Here is a 13,762-nt window from a genome sequence, read left to right on the forward strand (position 1 = left end):
CGTGGCCGCACCACATGTGACCGGCGGCCACGAGATCACCGCGCGGCGCGGGCAGTTCTGGATCCCGGGCGAGCGGGTGGCAGCCGGCGGCGTGACCGTGCAGCGGGCGCCGATGTTCGTGCAGTGGGAGGCGCCGCCGGTGGTGACCCGGCCGTACCCGCTGGTGCTGGTGCACGGCGGCGGCGGGCAGGGCACCGACTGGACCGGCACCCCGGACGGGCGGCCCGGCTGGGCGACGCGCTTCGTGGAGGCCGGCTTCGCCGTGTACGTGGTGGACCGGTGCGGCCACGGGCGCTCGCCGTACCACCCGGACGTCGTGGCGGCGATGGGCGCGCCGTTCCCCTACGAGGCGGCGCGGGCGTTGTTCCTGCCCGAGGAGCGGCGCGGCGAGCAGGTCCAGTGGACCTACGGCGAGGCGGAGGTCGACCAGCTGCTGTGCCCGATTGGCCCGCTGCCCGCCGATCTCGCGGAGTCGCAGCGGATGGACGCCGACCGGCTGGGCCGGTTGCTGGACCTCACCGGTCCCGCGGTGCTGGTGACCCACTCCGCGGGCGGTCCGGTCGGGTGGCTCGCGGCGGACGCGCGGCCCGATGCGGTGGTGGCGATCGTGGCGGTCGAACCGGTCGGACCGGCCTTCGCCGAGATCCCCGGGATGGGTTCGCTGGACTGGGGGCTGACCTCGGCGCCGATCGCCTACGACCCGCCGGTTTCCGACCCGGCCGAGGTGCGCGAGGGGATGCGGATCCCCGCGCTGGCGGGCAAACCCGTCGTGGTCGTGACCGGTGGCGCGTCGGCGTTCGCGGATTTCGCGCCGCAGGTCGTGGACTTCCTTCGGGACGCGGGCGCCGACGCGGCGCGGCTGCACCTGCCCGACCATGGCGTCAAGGGCAACGGGCACGGGCTGATCTTCGAAGCCAATTCCGACGAGACGGTGCGGCCGGTCATCGACTGGATCCGCGGACTGGAGGGGACGGACGCATGAGCCTGCACGTCAGCGACGAGTTCGACGGGTTGATGGCGCGCCTGGACGAGGCCGCGCCGGTGCTCACCGCGAACGCCGAGAAGGGCGAGGAACTGGGGCGGCTCACCGACGAGGTCACGCAGGTGCTGCACGAGACGGGCGCGCTGAAGATCGGCATCCCGCGCGACCTGGGCGGGTACGAGTTCTCGCCGCGCCAGGTCATCGAGACGATCGCGAAGATCTCCTACTCGGACGCCTCGGCCGGGTGGTCGTTCATGGCGCTGCAGATGGTCACCGGCACCACGGCCGCCTACCTCGGTGACGAGGCCGCGGCGGAGCTGTTCCCGGACGTGGCCGGCAACCGGTATGCGCTGATGGCGGGGCAGGGCACGCGGCTGGGCGCCGCGCGGCGGGTCGACGGCGGGTACGTGATCAACGGGCAGTGGAGTTTCGCGTCCGGGATCTCGATGGCCACCCACATCCACACCGCGGCGCTGTGCGAGGAGACCGGGCAGGCGCTGATCTTCACGTTCCCCAAGGAGCAGGCGACGCTCGTCGACAACTGGGACGTGCTGGGCCTGAAGGCGACCAGCAGCATCGACTACTCGTGCGAGGACGTGTTCGTGCCGGACACGCACGTCTACGAGATCACCACGATGGCGGCACGGCACGGTGGCGCGATCTACCGGATGGGCCTGGCGAACATGGCCGGCGTGTGCCACACCGGCTGGGCGCTCGGGGTGGGGCGCCGGATGCTCGACGAGATGCGGGCGCTGGCCGCGCGGAAGTCCGGGGCGCCGGGCGCGTCGGTCGACACCGGGCAGTTCCACGCGGAGTGCGCGCAGGCGGAGGCCGCGGTGCGCTCGGCGCGGGCGTGGGCGATGGAGGTGTGGGAGGCCAACGAGGCAACCCTGGACGGTGGGTCGCTGCTGACCACGGAGCAGGAGACGTTGACCCGGCTGATGCTGAACAACACGACGTGGTCGGTGCACGCGGCGGGCCAGACGGTGTTCAAGTGGGCGGCCACGGCGGCGCTGCGAAGGGGCGACCTGCAGCGCTTCTTCAGGGACCTCCACGCGGGGACGCAGCACATCACTTCGGGGCCGGTCGTGCTGCAGAACTGCGGCCGCTGGATGGCCGGCCTGGCCCCCGACGCGCACTGGGAGTTCCTGGAGCTGAAGGGCTGACGCCAGGAGGATGCGCCACGTCGCGGCGGGACGCGCTGCCTCGGCGCGGCCCGCTGTCGCGGCGCGGCAACGCGGCGCGGCAACGCGGCACCCCGGCGGCGCGCTGTCCCGGCGCGGAATCGTGGCACGGCGGCACGGGGCGGCGCGGCGCACAGCAACGACAAACCATCGCGGCAGGCGGGGCGGCATCGCCGCGCGGCGCGGTGTGGCGCGCTGTCGCGGCACAGCATCGCGGCGGGCACGCGGCAGTGCGGCCGCGGGCGGGGCGGCATCGCCGCGCGGGGCCGTGTGGCGCGCTGCCCCCCGGCGCCGTGTTCGGCGCCTCCGCGGCTGCCCCATCGCCGTGTTCACCCTCGGGCGGCGCGACACGCTCGCTGCCCCCACCGCCACGCGCGGCCCCCGCAGAGTGCCCGCCGTCCAGCGGCGAGTCTCCCCGAGCGCCGTGCTCACCCCTCCCGAGGGACGCTACGGGCAGAACCGGAAGTGCGTCGTCAGGCGACGGTCCTCCACCACGTGGAAGGCCAGCCCGGGCGGCCGGCCGTAATCGAGCGGCCCGCCCTCCGCCCAGCCGGCGTCCCCGCCCGGTTCCCACGGCAGGGCCAGCGCCGCGATTTCACCGCCGCCGCACGGGCCCTCGTCCGGCGGCTGCGGGACGGGTTCGCCCTCGCGGGACGGCCGATGTCAGCCGAGCTGTACACAGTGGACGAAGGCGGTCCGCCGGTGCTCGGCGCGGCGGCCGGAGAGCCGCGAACCGGTGGCGCGCCGGCCGCCGCCCCGGCGGGCGAGCGCTTTCCAGTGGTCCCGTTGTGCGGCGCGCTGGCGTTCGGCGGGCCGCTGACCGGGGGCCGCGCGTTCTGGCTCGTGCTGCCGTCCTCGGCCGCGCTGCCGGCGGCGACAACCCGCTCGATAGCCGTGAGCGTCCGCGCCGGGCTGCTGGCGCACGGTCCGGCCGAGGACCGCGCGGAGGCGCTCCGGGACTACGCCGAGCTGATGGAGCGCACCTCGCGGGTGGAGGGCGCGGTGGACCGGGCGGGCGCCAAGGTCGAGCTCGGCGACTCGCTGCAAGCGATCGGGCAGCGGCTGACCGCGCAGCTCGACATCGACACCCTCGTCCAGGACGCCACGGACGCGGCCACGCGCGGCACCGGCGCGGGGTTCGGGGCGTTCTTCTACAACCTGATCGACGAGTTCGGCGAGTCCTACACGATCTGCACGCTGTCCGGGGTTCCGAAGGAAACCTTCGACGGGTGCCCGATGCCGCGCAACACGGCGGTTTTCGCGCCCACGTTCAACGGCAGCGGAATCGTCCGCAGCGACGACATCACCGAGGACCCGCGCTACGGGCACAACGAGCCGCACCACGGCATGCCGGAGGGGCACCTGCCGGTGCGCAGCTACCTGGCCGTCCCGGTGATCACGCCGACCACGCGCGAGGTGCTCGGCGGGTTCTTCTTCGCCCACCCCCGAGCCGGGGCGGTTCACCGCGCGGCACGAGCAGGCGGCGGCCGGGATCGCCGGCTACACCGCGATCGCGCTGGACAACGCGCGGATGTTCGCCCGGCACCGGTCGATGGCGACCGAGCTGGCGCGCAGCATGCTGCACGTGGTGCCGGAGATCCCCGGCCTGCGGATCGTGTCGCGTTACCTGCCCGCGTCGGCCGGGGCCGAGGTCGGTGGGGACTGGTTCGACGTGATCGAGCTGCCTGGCGGGCGGACGGCGTTCGTGATCGGCGACGTCGTGGGGCGCGGCGTGCCCGCGGCGGCGGTGATGGGTCAGATGCGCACCGCGATCCGGTCATGCGCGCTGCTGGACCTGCCGCCGTCCTACGTGCTGCACAACGTGTCCCAGCTGGCGCGGACCACGCCGGGCGCCAAGTTCATCACGTGCCTGTACGCGGTGCACGACCCGATCGACGACACCCTCACCTACGCCAACGCCGGTCACCTGCCCGCGGTGCTGATCGCGGCCGACGGGTCGATCCGGCAGATCGCGGAGGCGCTGGGCATGCCGCTGGGCGTCGGGGAGCAGTACCCGCAGGAGCAGACGCCGTTCCCGCCCGGGATGCGGCTCGCTATACACCGACGGGCTGGTGGAGAGCCGGGCGCGAGAGCTCGGCGCGGGCATCGACGCGCTGCTGGCGGAGCTGACGGCGCTGCCTCGGGACGGTGACCTGGGCGCGGCGTGCGACGAGCTGATCGGGCGGCTGACCGGCGGCAGGCACGACGACGACGTCGCCCTGCTGTACGTCGAGCACCGGGGCGCGGACCGGCGGGTCGCGTCGATGGCGCTGGTCCCGGAGGTGCCGCTGTACACAGTGGACGAGCGTTCGTGGCCGGGCGGATGGCGCGGTGGGGGCTCGCGGAAGTGGCCGACCGCGCGGTGCAGGTTGCCACCGAGCTGGTGACGAACGCCATGCGGCACGCTTCGGCGCCGCTGACGCTGCGCCCGTTCCACAACGGCACGCGGCTGACGGTGGACGTCGCCGACCGCACCGGGACGCTGCCGCACATCCTCGCTACCGGCGGAATCGAACACGATGGGATGCGGTTGATCGCCGCGGCCGCGGCGAGATGGGGCACCCGCACCACGCCCAACGGCAAGATCGTCTGGGCGGAGCTCACCACGAGGTGACCCCGAATCGGGGGAACAGCAGGTGTGTAAACCGTGCACGGGGGGTAACCCCCGGCCGACGAGAAACACGCCGAGGGGACTTCGATGCACGCCGGAGACCAACGCCTCCACCGACTGGTGACGGCGCGCTCGCGCAACGCGACGACTTTGAGGCACGTCCTCACCCAGTGGGCGAACGCCGTGGAACTGCCCGACGCCACCACCGATGCGATGGCGCTCGCGGCCTACGAGGCCATGATCAACGTGGTGACCCACGCGTACCCCGCCCGCGCCGATGGCCCGCTGGAGCTGTCCGCTGAGCTGCGCGGCAACGCGGTGGACGTCACGGTGAGCGACCAGGGGCGGTGGCAGCCGCCCGCCGCGGACCCCGGCCCCCTGCACGGCCGGGGGCTGCCGCTGATCCACGCGCTGTCCGACCGGGCGGAGATCGCGCCAGGCCCGGAGGGCACGACGGTGCGAATGCGCTGGCCGGTGCCGCCCACCCCGGTGCGGCTGCGGAGGGAAACCGCGCAGGCCCGCTAGCCGTGGGCGCCGGTGGAAAGCAGCACCAGATACACAGGCCGATCGGGCCCGGTGCCCGGTGGCGCGACGGGGCACGTGCGCTGACCGCCCCGTTCGCTTGCGCGATCGAAGTCGGGCAGGCGCGGGGTGCCGTGGGGTGGTGCCGCCCGCGCGGCACCCTCGTTCAGATGTGGGGGCCGTTGGGCCGGCCTGTCCCCCCGGACGGGGTGCCGCTCCGCCGCTGGGGCAGAGCGACTCACCGTCACTCGGAGGCTTGTTCCGTCGTCGGGAGGTAGACCCGGAAACGGGTGTTGCCCGGTTCGGACTCGACTCGCAGGTCGCCTCGGTGGCGGTCCACCACGATGCGCCACGAGATGTCCAACCCGAGGCCCGTGCCCTCCCCCACGGGCTTCGTCGTGAAGAACGGCTCGAAGATCCGCTGCTTGGTCTCCGCCGAGATGCCAGGGCCGGTGTCGCCGATCTCGACCACCACCCGGTCGCCGTCGCGGCTGGTGCGCAGCGTCAGCGTGCCCGTGCCGTCCATGGCGCTGACCGCGTTGTCGATGATGTTCGTCCACACCTGGTTCAGCTCGCCCGCGTACGCCGGCACCGTCGGCAGCGAACGGTCGTACTCCTTGACGACCTTGACCCCGGTTCCCATCTTGCCCGCCAGCATCACCAGCGTCGAATCCAGACCGTCGTGCACGTCGATCCACTGGTGCGGCGCCCGGTCCATCTGCGAGTACTGCTTCGCCGCACCGACCAGCGCCGAAATGCGAGTCGTCGAGTCCTCGATCTCCCCCATCAGCATCTCGGTCTCCAGCGCGTACGCCAGCCACCGCAGGGCGCCGTCCAGCAGGCCGTCGCCGACCGACTCCAGGACGTGGTCGAGGCTTTCCGCGGACAGGCCGGCCGCGACGAAGATCGGGGCCAGGTCCCAGCCCTGCTCGATGTCGCGTTCTTCGAGCCAGTCGCCGATCTCGTCCTCGCGGTCGGCCTGCTGCATCGCGGTCAGCGGAGGCGCGTCGGCCACCTGCTTCACCAGCCGCTCCTGCACGTCGAGCAGCAGCTCCAGCAGATCGGGCTCGATGTCCCGCTTCGCCAGTATCGCCAGCTTGTGCCGCATCCCGGCAACCCGCTCGCGCAGCGCCGCGGTGGCGCGCACCGCCGCGGCCGCCGGGTTGTTCAGCTCGTGGGTCAGCCCCGCCGACATCTCGCCGAGCGCGAGCAGCCGCCGCCGCTGCCCGATCAGCGCGTCGGTGTTGCGCCAGCCCAGGTACGAACCCTCCAGCAGGTGCGTGGCCATCGGGAACCAGCTGCGGAACTCGTCGGCGAACTCCTTCGCAGGCAACGTCAGGAACACCAGGTCGGTGACCGCGTACACCGAGGCGCCGTAGCGCTGCTGCTGTTGCCCGTAGAAGAACTGCGTCGCCCCGCAGTAGGCGCCGCGCTGGTCGGACCGGACGGTCTCCACCTCGCTGCCGCCCACCAGCCGCGTCATCCGCAGCGCGCCGGACAGCAGCACGTAGAAGCAGGTCGCCGGGTCACCCTCGTTGATGATCGCGGTGTCCGCGGCGTACTGCTCGAGCTTGGCGTGGCCGAGGATCCAGTCGAGCTGGGCGTCCGAGAGATCGGTGAACAGGAACAACTCCCGTAGGAACTCGCGGGTCAGCTGCGGCTCGCTCATCGTGCCTCCAGGTAGCGGTGCACGAGCGACACGGCCATCGCGCCCTCGCCGACCGCCGAGGCGACGCGCTTGACCGACTGCGAGCGGACGTCCCCGGCCACGAACACACCGGGAATGGACGACTCCAGGTGGTGCGGGTCCCGGTCGAGCACCCACCCCGGCGGTCGCTTGCCGTCGACCATCAGGTCCGGGCCCGTGCACACGAAACCGTGCTCGTCGCGCAGCACGTCGTCACCCAGCCACTCGGTGCGTGGCGCCGCGCCGATGAACACGAACAGGTGCCCGGTCGGCACCGTCTCGGTGATGCCCTGCTCCTCGTCGCACAGGGTCAGCTCTTCGAGGTGGCCGGTGCCGTGCGCGCGCACCACGGTGGTGCGGGTGCGGACGTGGATGTTGTCGATCGCCTCGATCTGCTCGATGAGGTAGTGCGACATGGACGCCTGCAGCGACGGCCCACGCACCAGGATCGAGACCTCCTTGGCGTAGCGGGAGAAGAACACCGCGGCCTGCCCCGCGGAGTTGGCGCCGCCGACGATGTAGACGTGCTCGCCCGCGCACTCGGGCGCCTCGGTGGCAGCCGAGCCGTAGAACACGCCGCGGCCGGTCAGCTCGGCCACGCCCTCGGCCTCCAGCGCCCGGTACGACACGCCGGTGGCGAGAACGACGGCGTGCGCCGCGATCTCGCTGCCGTCGCCGAACCGCACCACCCGCGCCGAGCCGCGGGCCTCCAGACCGGTCACGTCCCGCGCGGTCAGCACCTCCGCGCCGAACTTCTGGGCCTGGCGGCGGGCCCGGTCGGTCAGCTGCGCCCCGGACACCCCGTCCGGGAAGCCGAGGTAGTTCTCGATCCGCGAGCTCTGCCCGGCCTGCCCGCCGGTCGCGCGGCGCTCGACCAGGACCGTGCGCAGCCCTTCCGATGCGCCATAGACGGCCGCGCCGAGCCCGGCCGGGCCGCCGCCGATCACGACCAGGTCGTAGAACTCCGAGGCGGGCCGCGTCGACAACCCGACGGCGTCGGCGATCTGCTCGCCGTCCGGTTTGCGCAGCACCGTCCCGTCCGCGGTGATCAGCACCGGGATGTCGTCGGCGGCGCAGCCCGCGGCTTCGAGCAGGCGGCAGGCCTCCGGTTCCTCCACGGAGTACCACCGGTAGGGCACCGAGTTGCGGGCGAGGAAGTCCCGCACCTTGTAGGACGGCGAGGACCAGCGGTGCCCGATCACCTTCGTCTCATCGACCGGCCGGTCGCCGGCCGCGCGCCACGCGTCCACCAGCGCGTCGACCACCGGGTACAGCTTCTCCTCCGGCGGGTCCCACGGCTTGAGGAGGTAGTGGTCGACATCGACGACGTTGATCGCCTGGATCGCCGCGTCCGTGTCGGCGTAGGCGGTCAGCAGGGCGCGCCGCGCGTACGGGAACAGGTCCATCGCCTGCTCCAGGAAGGTGATGCCGTCCATCTGCGGCATGCGGTAGTCGGCGAGGATGGCCGCGACGGCGTCCCCGCGCAGCTTGATCTCGCGCAGGGCCTCGAGCGCGTCCGCGCCGGAGGCGGCGCGCACGACGCGGTAGTCCTGGCCGTAACGACGGCGGAGGTCGCGGGCGACCGACCGGGACACGGCCGGGTCGTCGTCGACGGTCATGAGGATGGGCAGGCTCACGCCGCAAACACTACGGCCTGGAAACGTTCCGGGGTCAGAACTTTCCCGCACGAGGGGACCACATACTGGACGCACCTTGCCGCTCGCGGCCGTCCGCCGCGACGATCGGAGCTCGTCCACGATCGCTGCGGGAGGTCCGTGAAAATGTCCGTCGAGCTGCCCGAACGCGTCCGCGCCCTGCGCTCCGCCGAGGTCCCCGCGGACGGCATCCTGGAGGGTCCGCGGCTCCTCTCGCGACTTCACGAAGATGCACACTCGCGCGAGTACGAGATGTTCACCTCGCGCCCGCTGGGACGGGTGATCGGCGCCGAGATCACCGGCGTGGACCTCAGCAGGCCCCTCACCCCGCGGCTGCGCGACGAGCTGAACCGCGCGCTGCTGGAGTGGAAGGTGCTGTTCTTCCGCGACCAGCGCATCACCCCGGAGCAGCAGCGGGCGTTCGCGCGCAACTGGGGCCCGCTGGAGACCAACCCGTTCCTGCCTGCCGGCGACTCCGACGAGGTCACCCGGTTCGCGCGCGGCGCGGGGATGCCGGGTTTCGAGAACATCTGGCACGCCGACACCACCTGGCGCCCGGAGCCCGCGCTCGGCTCGGTCCTGCGACTGGTCGAGGTGCCGCCGCTGGGCGGGGACACGCTGTGGGCCGACATGGCCGCGGCCTACGACAACCTGCCTGCCGACGTCCGCGAACGGATCGACGGCCTGCGCGCGGTGCACGACTTCGTGCCCGGCTTCGCCCGCTTCGCCGACCACGACCTGCTGGCGCGCTGGCAGGACCGCTTCCCGCCGGTCGAGCACCCGGTCGTGCGCGTGCACCCGGAGACCGGGCGGAAGACGCTGTTCGTCAACCAGGCCTTCACCACGCACATCGTCGGCATGGACCGCGCGGAGAGCGACCGCCTGCTGCGGTTGCTGTTCGCGCAGGCGCACGTGCCGGAGTACCAGGTGCGGTTCTCCTGGCGCCCGGACACGGTCGCGTTCTGGGACAACCGCGCGACGCAGCACTACGCGGTCAACGACTACCACCCGCACCCGCGGATCGCGGAGCGCGTCGCGATCGCCGGTGATCGTCCCTTCTGACCGTTAGCCTGGGGCCATGCCGGACCCGAAGAGCACGGTCACCTCGTTCCTGACGGCCCTCGAACGCGACGACGTGGAAGGCGCGCTGAGCTTCGCCGCCCCGGAGGTGGTGTACCAGAACGTCCCGCTGCCCCCGGCGCGTGGCGTCGCGGCCGTGGAGAAGCAGCTGCGCCTGCTCAGCCGCTACCACATCGGCTTCGAGGCGCGCGTGCACCACATCGCGGCCGACGGCCCGATCGTGCTCACCGAGCGGACCGACGTGCTGCGCGTCGGGTCCTGGGACACGCGGTTCTGGGTGTGCGGCACGTTCGAGGTGCGCGACGGCCGGATCGTGTTGTGGCGGGACTACTTCGACTGGGCGACCGTGCTCGCCTCGAGCGTGCGCGGCGCCGGGAGGGCCGCCGTGACCGGGGTGTCGACGCTGGTCGCCCGCGCGCGCCTGCGGGACTGACGCCGGTATCTCGACGGCGTCCACGCCCAGGCCGAGTACGGTGGCGAACCAGCCGAACAGCCCGTCGGGCACCAGCCCGGCGTCCGGAGTGGACTTGTCGTGGAAGTGGTGCCGGTGCGGCAACTGATGGCACACCGGCTCGTCGGGGAACGCCGCGATCCCGACGCCGCCCAGGACGAACGCGCGGGTTACGGGTTCAGTGCCGCGTCGAGTTCGGCGAGCAACCGGGCCTTGGGCCGCGCACCCACCCACTGCGCCACCCGCTCGCCGTCGCGGAACAGCACCAGCGTTGGCAGCGACATCACCTGCAGGTCACGCGCGGTGCGGGGGTTCTCGTCGGAGTTGATCTCGCGGATGGTCAGATCGCCTGCGCGCTCGGCGGCGATCTCGGCGAGCACCGGCGCGATCATGTGGCACGGCGGGCACCACTGCGCCCAGAAATCGATCAGCACGGGCCCGTCGTGGCGCAGCACCTCCGCCTCGAAGGTCTCGTCGGTCACGGCGAGCACGGCGGCGGCGGTGGTGGTCATCGGGACTCCTCGAAGGATGTGGTGACCCGGCACGGGCCGGGCTCTCGGTCGAGCGCTTCGGTGAGCTTGGCGCGCAGGCCGTCGCGCACGGCCTGCAACCGGTCCAGGCAGGCCTCGACCTCGGCGAGCTTGCGCTCGTACACCTCGATCGAGTCGGCGCACGAGTCCCCGGTCTCGTGGCCCGCCCGCAGGCACTCCACGAACGGCCGGGTGTCGTCGAGGCTGAACCCGACCGCCTGGAGCGTCTGGATCTCGCGGACGAGCCGGAAGTCGTCCTCGCCGTACTCGCGGTAGCCGTTGGCCGCGCGCCGCGCGGACAGCAGCCCCTGTGACTCGTAGAACCGCAGCGCGCGCGTGGTCGTCCCGGCCCGCTGCGCCAGCTCCCCGATTCGCATGTGATCGAGCGTAAAGGTTGCCGGTGACGTCAAGGCAAGGATTCGCGCGCGACCCGCTCCAGGCGCTCCCGGTAGTCCGCCCACCACTGCGCGTCGGCGTCCGGCAGGTTGCCGGTGTCGCGGCGCATCCCGGCGGCGCCGTCGACGAGTTCGCGGATGATGTCCGCGTGCCCGGCGTGGCGGGACGTCTCGGCGATCATGTGCACGAGGACCCGGTGCAGGGTGACGGGCTCCCGGCCCGGGATGTGCCCGACGGCGTCCAGCGCGAGCGCACCGATGGTGGCGTCGGCGTGCGCCCAGGCCTGGCGGTAGCGCGACGATCTCCGCGCTGGACTCGTCCGCGCGCGCCCACATGTCGGCGTCGGGCGCGTCGACGGTGAGCCAGGGCAGTTCGCGGCCGAACGGGCGTCCGAAGGTGGCGCCGAAGTACCCGAGTTCGCAGCCGACGAGGTGCTTGACCAGACCGAGCAGGTTGGTTCCGGTCGGCGTCATCGGGCGGCGCAGGTCGTACTCGGAGAGGCCCTCGAGCTTCCAGAGCATCACCTCGCGCGCCTGCAGGAGGTAGTGGTGCAGATCGTCCTTCGGATCGGTCTCGGTCATGCGGACGGCCTTCCCCGCGGACCGGGAAATTGTCGGGGGTGAGTGCGAACATGTGTTCGTGACGAACGAGGGCCCGATCCTGCACGCCGACCTGGACGCGTTCTACGCGTCGGTCGAGCAGCGTGACGCCCCGTCGCTGCGCGGGCGGCCGGTCATCGTCGGCGGCGGGGTGGTGCTCGCGGCGAGCTACGAGGCCAAGGCGCGCGGGGTGCGCACCGCGATGGGGTGCGCGCAGGCACTGCGGCTGTGCCCGGCGGCGGTGGTGGTGCCGCCGCGGATGGCGGCCTACAGCGCGGCGAGCAAGGCGGTGTTCGCGGTGTTCGAGGACACTACGCCGCTGGTGGAAGGGCTCTCGATCGACGAGGCGTTCCTCGACGTCGGCGGACTGGCCAGGATTTCCGGCACACCCAGCCGGATCGCGGCCGATCTGCGCCGGGCGGTCGCGGAGCGGGTCGGGCTGCCGATCACGGTCGGGGTGGCGCGCACGAAGTTCCTCGCGAAGGTCGCCAGCGGGGTGGCGAAACCGGACGGGCTGCTGGTCGTGCCGCACGACCGCGAGCTGGAGTTCCTGCACCCGCTGCCGGTCGAGCGGTTGTGGGGCGTGGGGAAGGTGACGGCGGAGAAGCTGCACGCGCGCGGGATACGGACGGTGGGGCAGGTCGCCGAGCGGGGCGAGGCGGAACTGGTGGCGCTGCTGGGGCGGGCCGGCGGGCGGCACCTGTTCGCGCTGGCGCACAACCGGGATCCGCGCCCGGTGGTCGTCGGACGGCGGCGGCGGTCGATCGGGGCGCAGCGGGCGTTAGGGCGGCGGGCGCGGTCGCCGGATGAGCTGGACGAGATGCTGGCGGCGCTGACGGACCGGCTGGCGCGGCGGCTGCGGACCGCGCACCGGGTGTGCCGGACGGTGGTGCTGCGGATGCGCTTCGCCGACTACACCCGCGCGACGCGGTCGCAGACGGTGCCGCACCCGACGGCGCACACCGAGGACATCCTGGCCACCGCGCGGGGTCTGCTGGCCGCGGCGATGCCGATGATCCGCGAGCAGGGGATCACGCTGATCGGCCTCGCACTGTCCAACCTGGACGACGACACGCCGCTGCAACTGGAGCTGCCCTTCGGCGAACACCAGCCCGACGCACTCGACGCCGCGCTGGACCAGGTGCGCGACCGCTACGGGTCGAAAGCGGTGACCCGGGCGATGCTCCTCGGCCGCGACGACGACCCGACGGTGCCCCTGTTGCCCGATCAGTGACCGTCCTATCAGGACACGTGCCCGGGTGGTGGCGGAGGGGCATGGTCCGGGGGTGGAGCGACAGGAAACGCCCGTGGTCGCGGTGACACGGAGGGCATGGCGTCGGTGGTAATGGAGGGGCACGCCCGGTGTCCGTGGAGCGGTGGGTGTGCCCGCGCACTGGTGGTGGGGCGGCGGAATGTGCCCAAGCGTTGGTGGGGGCGGCGAGTGTGCCCGGGTGTTCACAGCGGACGGAGCGGCAGGTGCGACCGTTTGGAGCCTTGCGCCGCCCCGGGCGGGGGGGCCACCGCGGGGGCTTGCGGGCGCGTGCCCGCCCGGGGCGGGGAGTGCGGCATGACCGAGAAATCGAGCAGGTTCCGCAGCGCGATGGGAGCGCTCCCGGTTCGCGGTCACCGCAGCGGAAGGTTGGCCGTGCCGGACAGTTCGTCCGTGCCGGACAGCTCGGCCGTGCCGGACAGCTCGGCCGTGCCGGACAGCTCGGCCGTGCCGGACAGCTCGGCCGTGCCGGACAGCTCGGCCGTGCCGGACAGCTCGGCCGTGCCGGCCGGTGTTCCGGACCGGCCGCTGTCAAACATCCCACCCGGCGGCTACCCGCCGCGCACTCCCCTGAAGGGGGCGGCACCACCGCGCCTCCACCCCGCACGACCGCGCGCCCGCTCCGCACCGCCGCACGACCACCCCGCACCCCCGCGCCGCCACCCCACACCACTGCGAAGCCACCCCGCACCGCCGCGCCTCCACCCCGCACCGCCCCACAACCCGGCCCCACCGCACCCACGTGGGTCACCACGTGACGGGAACCGCGGCGCGGGCCGCCCCCCCAATTCGCCG

Annotated in this window: 12 protein-coding genes and 4 pseudogenes; 9 read left to right on the top strand and 7 right to left on the bottom strand. The window is 72.9% G+C overall.

Features of this window, described 5'->3' with window-relative positions; all coding sequences use genetic code 11:
* The first annotated feature begins 1 nt into the window (after position 1).
* The 6 genes and pseudogenes from AMETH_RS21710 to AMETH_RS21730 all read left to right on the top strand — a co-directional run bounded on the left by AMETH_RS21710 (position 2) and on the right by AMETH_RS21730 (position 5,302).
* Positions 2–982 (top strand): alpha/beta fold hydrolase, encoded by a 981-nt coding sequence (locus AMETH_RS21710; RefSeq protein WP_223842900.1) that lies wholly within the window; start codon positions 2–4, stop codon positions 980–982.
* Positions 979–2,148: an acyl-CoA dehydrogenase family protein gene (locus AMETH_RS21715; protein WP_017983263.1), complete on the top strand. Its 1,170-nt coding sequence runs from the start codon at positions 979–981 to the stop codon at positions 2,146–2,148. The genes AMETH_RS21710 and AMETH_RS21715 overlap by 4 nt, the downstream gene beginning before the upstream one ends.
* Before the next feature lie 990 nt (positions 2,149–3,138).
* Positions 3,139–3,558 (top strand): annotated as a pseudogene (locus AMETH_RS40590) (GAF domain-containing protein); the annotation flags it as partial.
* 184 nt (positions 3,559–3,742) lie between these two features.
* Positions 3,743–4,553 (top strand): annotated as a pseudogene (locus AMETH_RS40595) (PP2C family protein-serine/threonine phosphatase).
* Complete coding sequence (locus tag AMETH_RS38120) at positions 4,550–4,780, top strand: ATP-binding protein (RefSeq protein WP_157628486.1); 231 nt, start codon at positions 4,550–4,552, stop codon at positions 4,778–4,780. The pseudogene AMETH_RS40595 and the gene AMETH_RS38120 overlap by 4 nt, the downstream one beginning before the upstream one ends.
* A 117-nt stretch (positions 4,781–4,897) precedes the next feature.
* Positions 4,898–5,302 (top strand): ATP-binding protein, encoded by a 405-nt coding sequence (locus tag AMETH_RS21730; protein ID WP_017983267.1) that lies wholly within the window; start codon positions 4,898–4,900, stop codon positions 5,300–5,302.
* 241 nt (positions 5,303–5,543) lie between these two features.
* Here AMETH_RS21730 and AMETH_RS21735 read toward each other — a convergent pair whose 3' ends face one another.
* Both AMETH_RS21735 and AMETH_RS21740 read right to left on the bottom strand, forming a co-directional pair.
* Positions 5,544–6,968 carry an ATP-binding protein gene (locus AMETH_RS21735; protein WP_017983268.1) on the bottom strand — a complete coding sequence of 475 codons (1,425 nt, stop codon included), beginning with the start codon at positions 6,966–6,968 and terminating at the stop codon, positions 5,544–5,546.
* Positions 6,965–8,623, bottom strand: a complete 1,659-nt coding sequence (locus AMETH_RS21740; RefSeq protein WP_017983269.1) for an NAD(P)/FAD-dependent oxidoreductase — start codon at positions 8,621–8,623, stop codon at positions 6,965–6,967. The genes AMETH_RS21735 and AMETH_RS21740 overlap by 4 nt, the downstream gene beginning before the upstream one ends.
* 144 nt (positions 8,624–8,767) lie before the next feature.
* Here AMETH_RS21740 and AMETH_RS21745 point away from each other — a divergent pair, with 144 nt between their 5' ends.
* A complete protein-coding gene (locus tag AMETH_RS21745; protein WP_017983270.1) occupies positions 8,768–9,703 on the top strand; it encodes a TauD/TfdA dioxygenase family protein in 936 nt (311 codons plus the stop codon).
* A gap of 16 nt (positions 9,704–9,719) precedes the next feature.
* Positions 9,720–10,154 carry a limonene-1,2-epoxide hydrolase family protein gene (locus AMETH_RS21750; protein WP_017983271.1) on the top strand — a complete coding sequence of 145 codons (435 nt, stop codon included), beginning with the start codon at positions 9,720–9,722 and terminating at the stop codon, positions 10,152–10,154.
* Positions 10,155–10,199: 45 nt separating this feature from the next.
* Here AMETH_RS21750 and AMETH_RS40600 read toward each other — a convergent pair.
* From AMETH_RS40600 to AMETH_RS21765, 4 genes and pseudogenes are all read right to left on the bottom strand, one after another.
* A pseudogene (locus AMETH_RS40600) lies at positions 10,200–10,406 on the bottom strand (DUF2243 domain-containing protein); the annotation flags it as partial.
* Positions 10,343–10,684, bottom strand: coding sequence for a thioredoxin (gene trxA / locus AMETH_RS21755; protein ID WP_017983272.1), 342 nt, complete (start codon positions 10,682–10,684; stop codon positions 10,343–10,345). The gene trxA and the pseudogene AMETH_RS40600, both read right to left, overlap by 64 nt.
* Positions 10,681–11,079, bottom strand: a complete 399-nt coding sequence (locus AMETH_RS21760) for a MerR family transcriptional regulator (protein ID WP_017983273.1) — start codon at positions 11,077–11,079, stop codon at positions 10,681–10,683. The genes trxA and AMETH_RS21760 overlap by 4 nt, the downstream gene beginning before the upstream one ends.
* 29 nt (positions 11,080–11,108) lie before the next feature.
* Positions 11,109–11,679: pseudogene (locus tag AMETH_RS21765) on the bottom strand (DinB family protein).
* A gap of 58 nt (positions 11,680–11,737) precedes the next feature.
* Here AMETH_RS21765 and dinB point away from each other — a divergent pair.
* Complete coding sequence (dinB, locus tag AMETH_RS21770; protein WP_081617711.1) at positions 11,738–12,931, top strand: DNA polymerase IV; 1,194 nt, start codon at positions 11,738–11,740, stop codon at positions 12,929–12,931.
* A 389-nt stretch (positions 12,932–13,320) separates the two neighbouring features.
* Here dinB and AMETH_RS38130 read toward each other — a convergent pair whose 3' ends face one another.
* Positions 13,321–13,506 carry a hypothetical protein gene (locus AMETH_RS38130; RefSeq protein WP_017983276.1) on the bottom strand — a complete coding sequence of 62 codons (186 nt, stop codon included), beginning with the start codon at positions 13,504–13,506 and terminating at the stop codon, positions 13,321–13,323.
* Positions 13,507–13,762: the final 256 nt, after the last annotated feature.

It is taken from the genome of Amycolatopsis methanolica 239, from assembly GCF_000739085.1.
In the GTDB taxonomy this organism is placed as follows: Bacteria; Actinomycetota; Actinomycetes; order Mycobacteriales; family Pseudonocardiaceae; genus Amycolatopsis_E; species Amycolatopsis_E methanolica.

What these genes read in the sequence shown, in the direction of transcription:
- AMETH_RS38130 (WP_017983276.1), bottom strand. Translation starts at nt 13,506, where the DNA reads ATGTTTGACAGCGGCCGGTCCGGAACACCGGCCGGCACGGCCGAGCTG.
- AMETH_RS21745 (WP_017983270.1), top strand. Translation starts at nt 8,768, where the DNA reads ATGTCCGTCGAGCTGCCCGAACGCGTCCGCGCCCTGCGCTCCGCCGAG.
- AMETH_RS21760 (WP_017983273.1), bottom strand. Translation starts at nt 11,079, where the DNA reads ATGCGAATCGGGGAGCTGGCGCAGCGGGCCGGGACGACCACGCGCGCG.
- trxA (WP_017983272.1), bottom strand. Translation starts at nt 10,684, where the DNA reads ATGACCACCACCGCCGCCGCCGTGCTCGCCGTGACCGACGAGACCTTC.
- AMETH_RS21735 (WP_017983268.1), bottom strand. Translation starts at nt 6,968, where the DNA reads ATGAGCGAGCCGCAGCTGACCCGCGAGTTCCTACGGGAGTTGTTCCTG.
- AMETH_RS21750 (WP_017983271.1), top strand. Translation starts at nt 9,720, where the DNA reads ATGCCGGACCCGAAGAGCACGGTCACCTCGTTCCTGACGGCCCTCGAA.
- AMETH_RS21715 (WP_017983263.1), top strand. Translation starts at nt 979, where the DNA reads ATGAGCCTGCACGTCAGCGACGAGTTCGACGGGTTGATGGCGCGCCTG.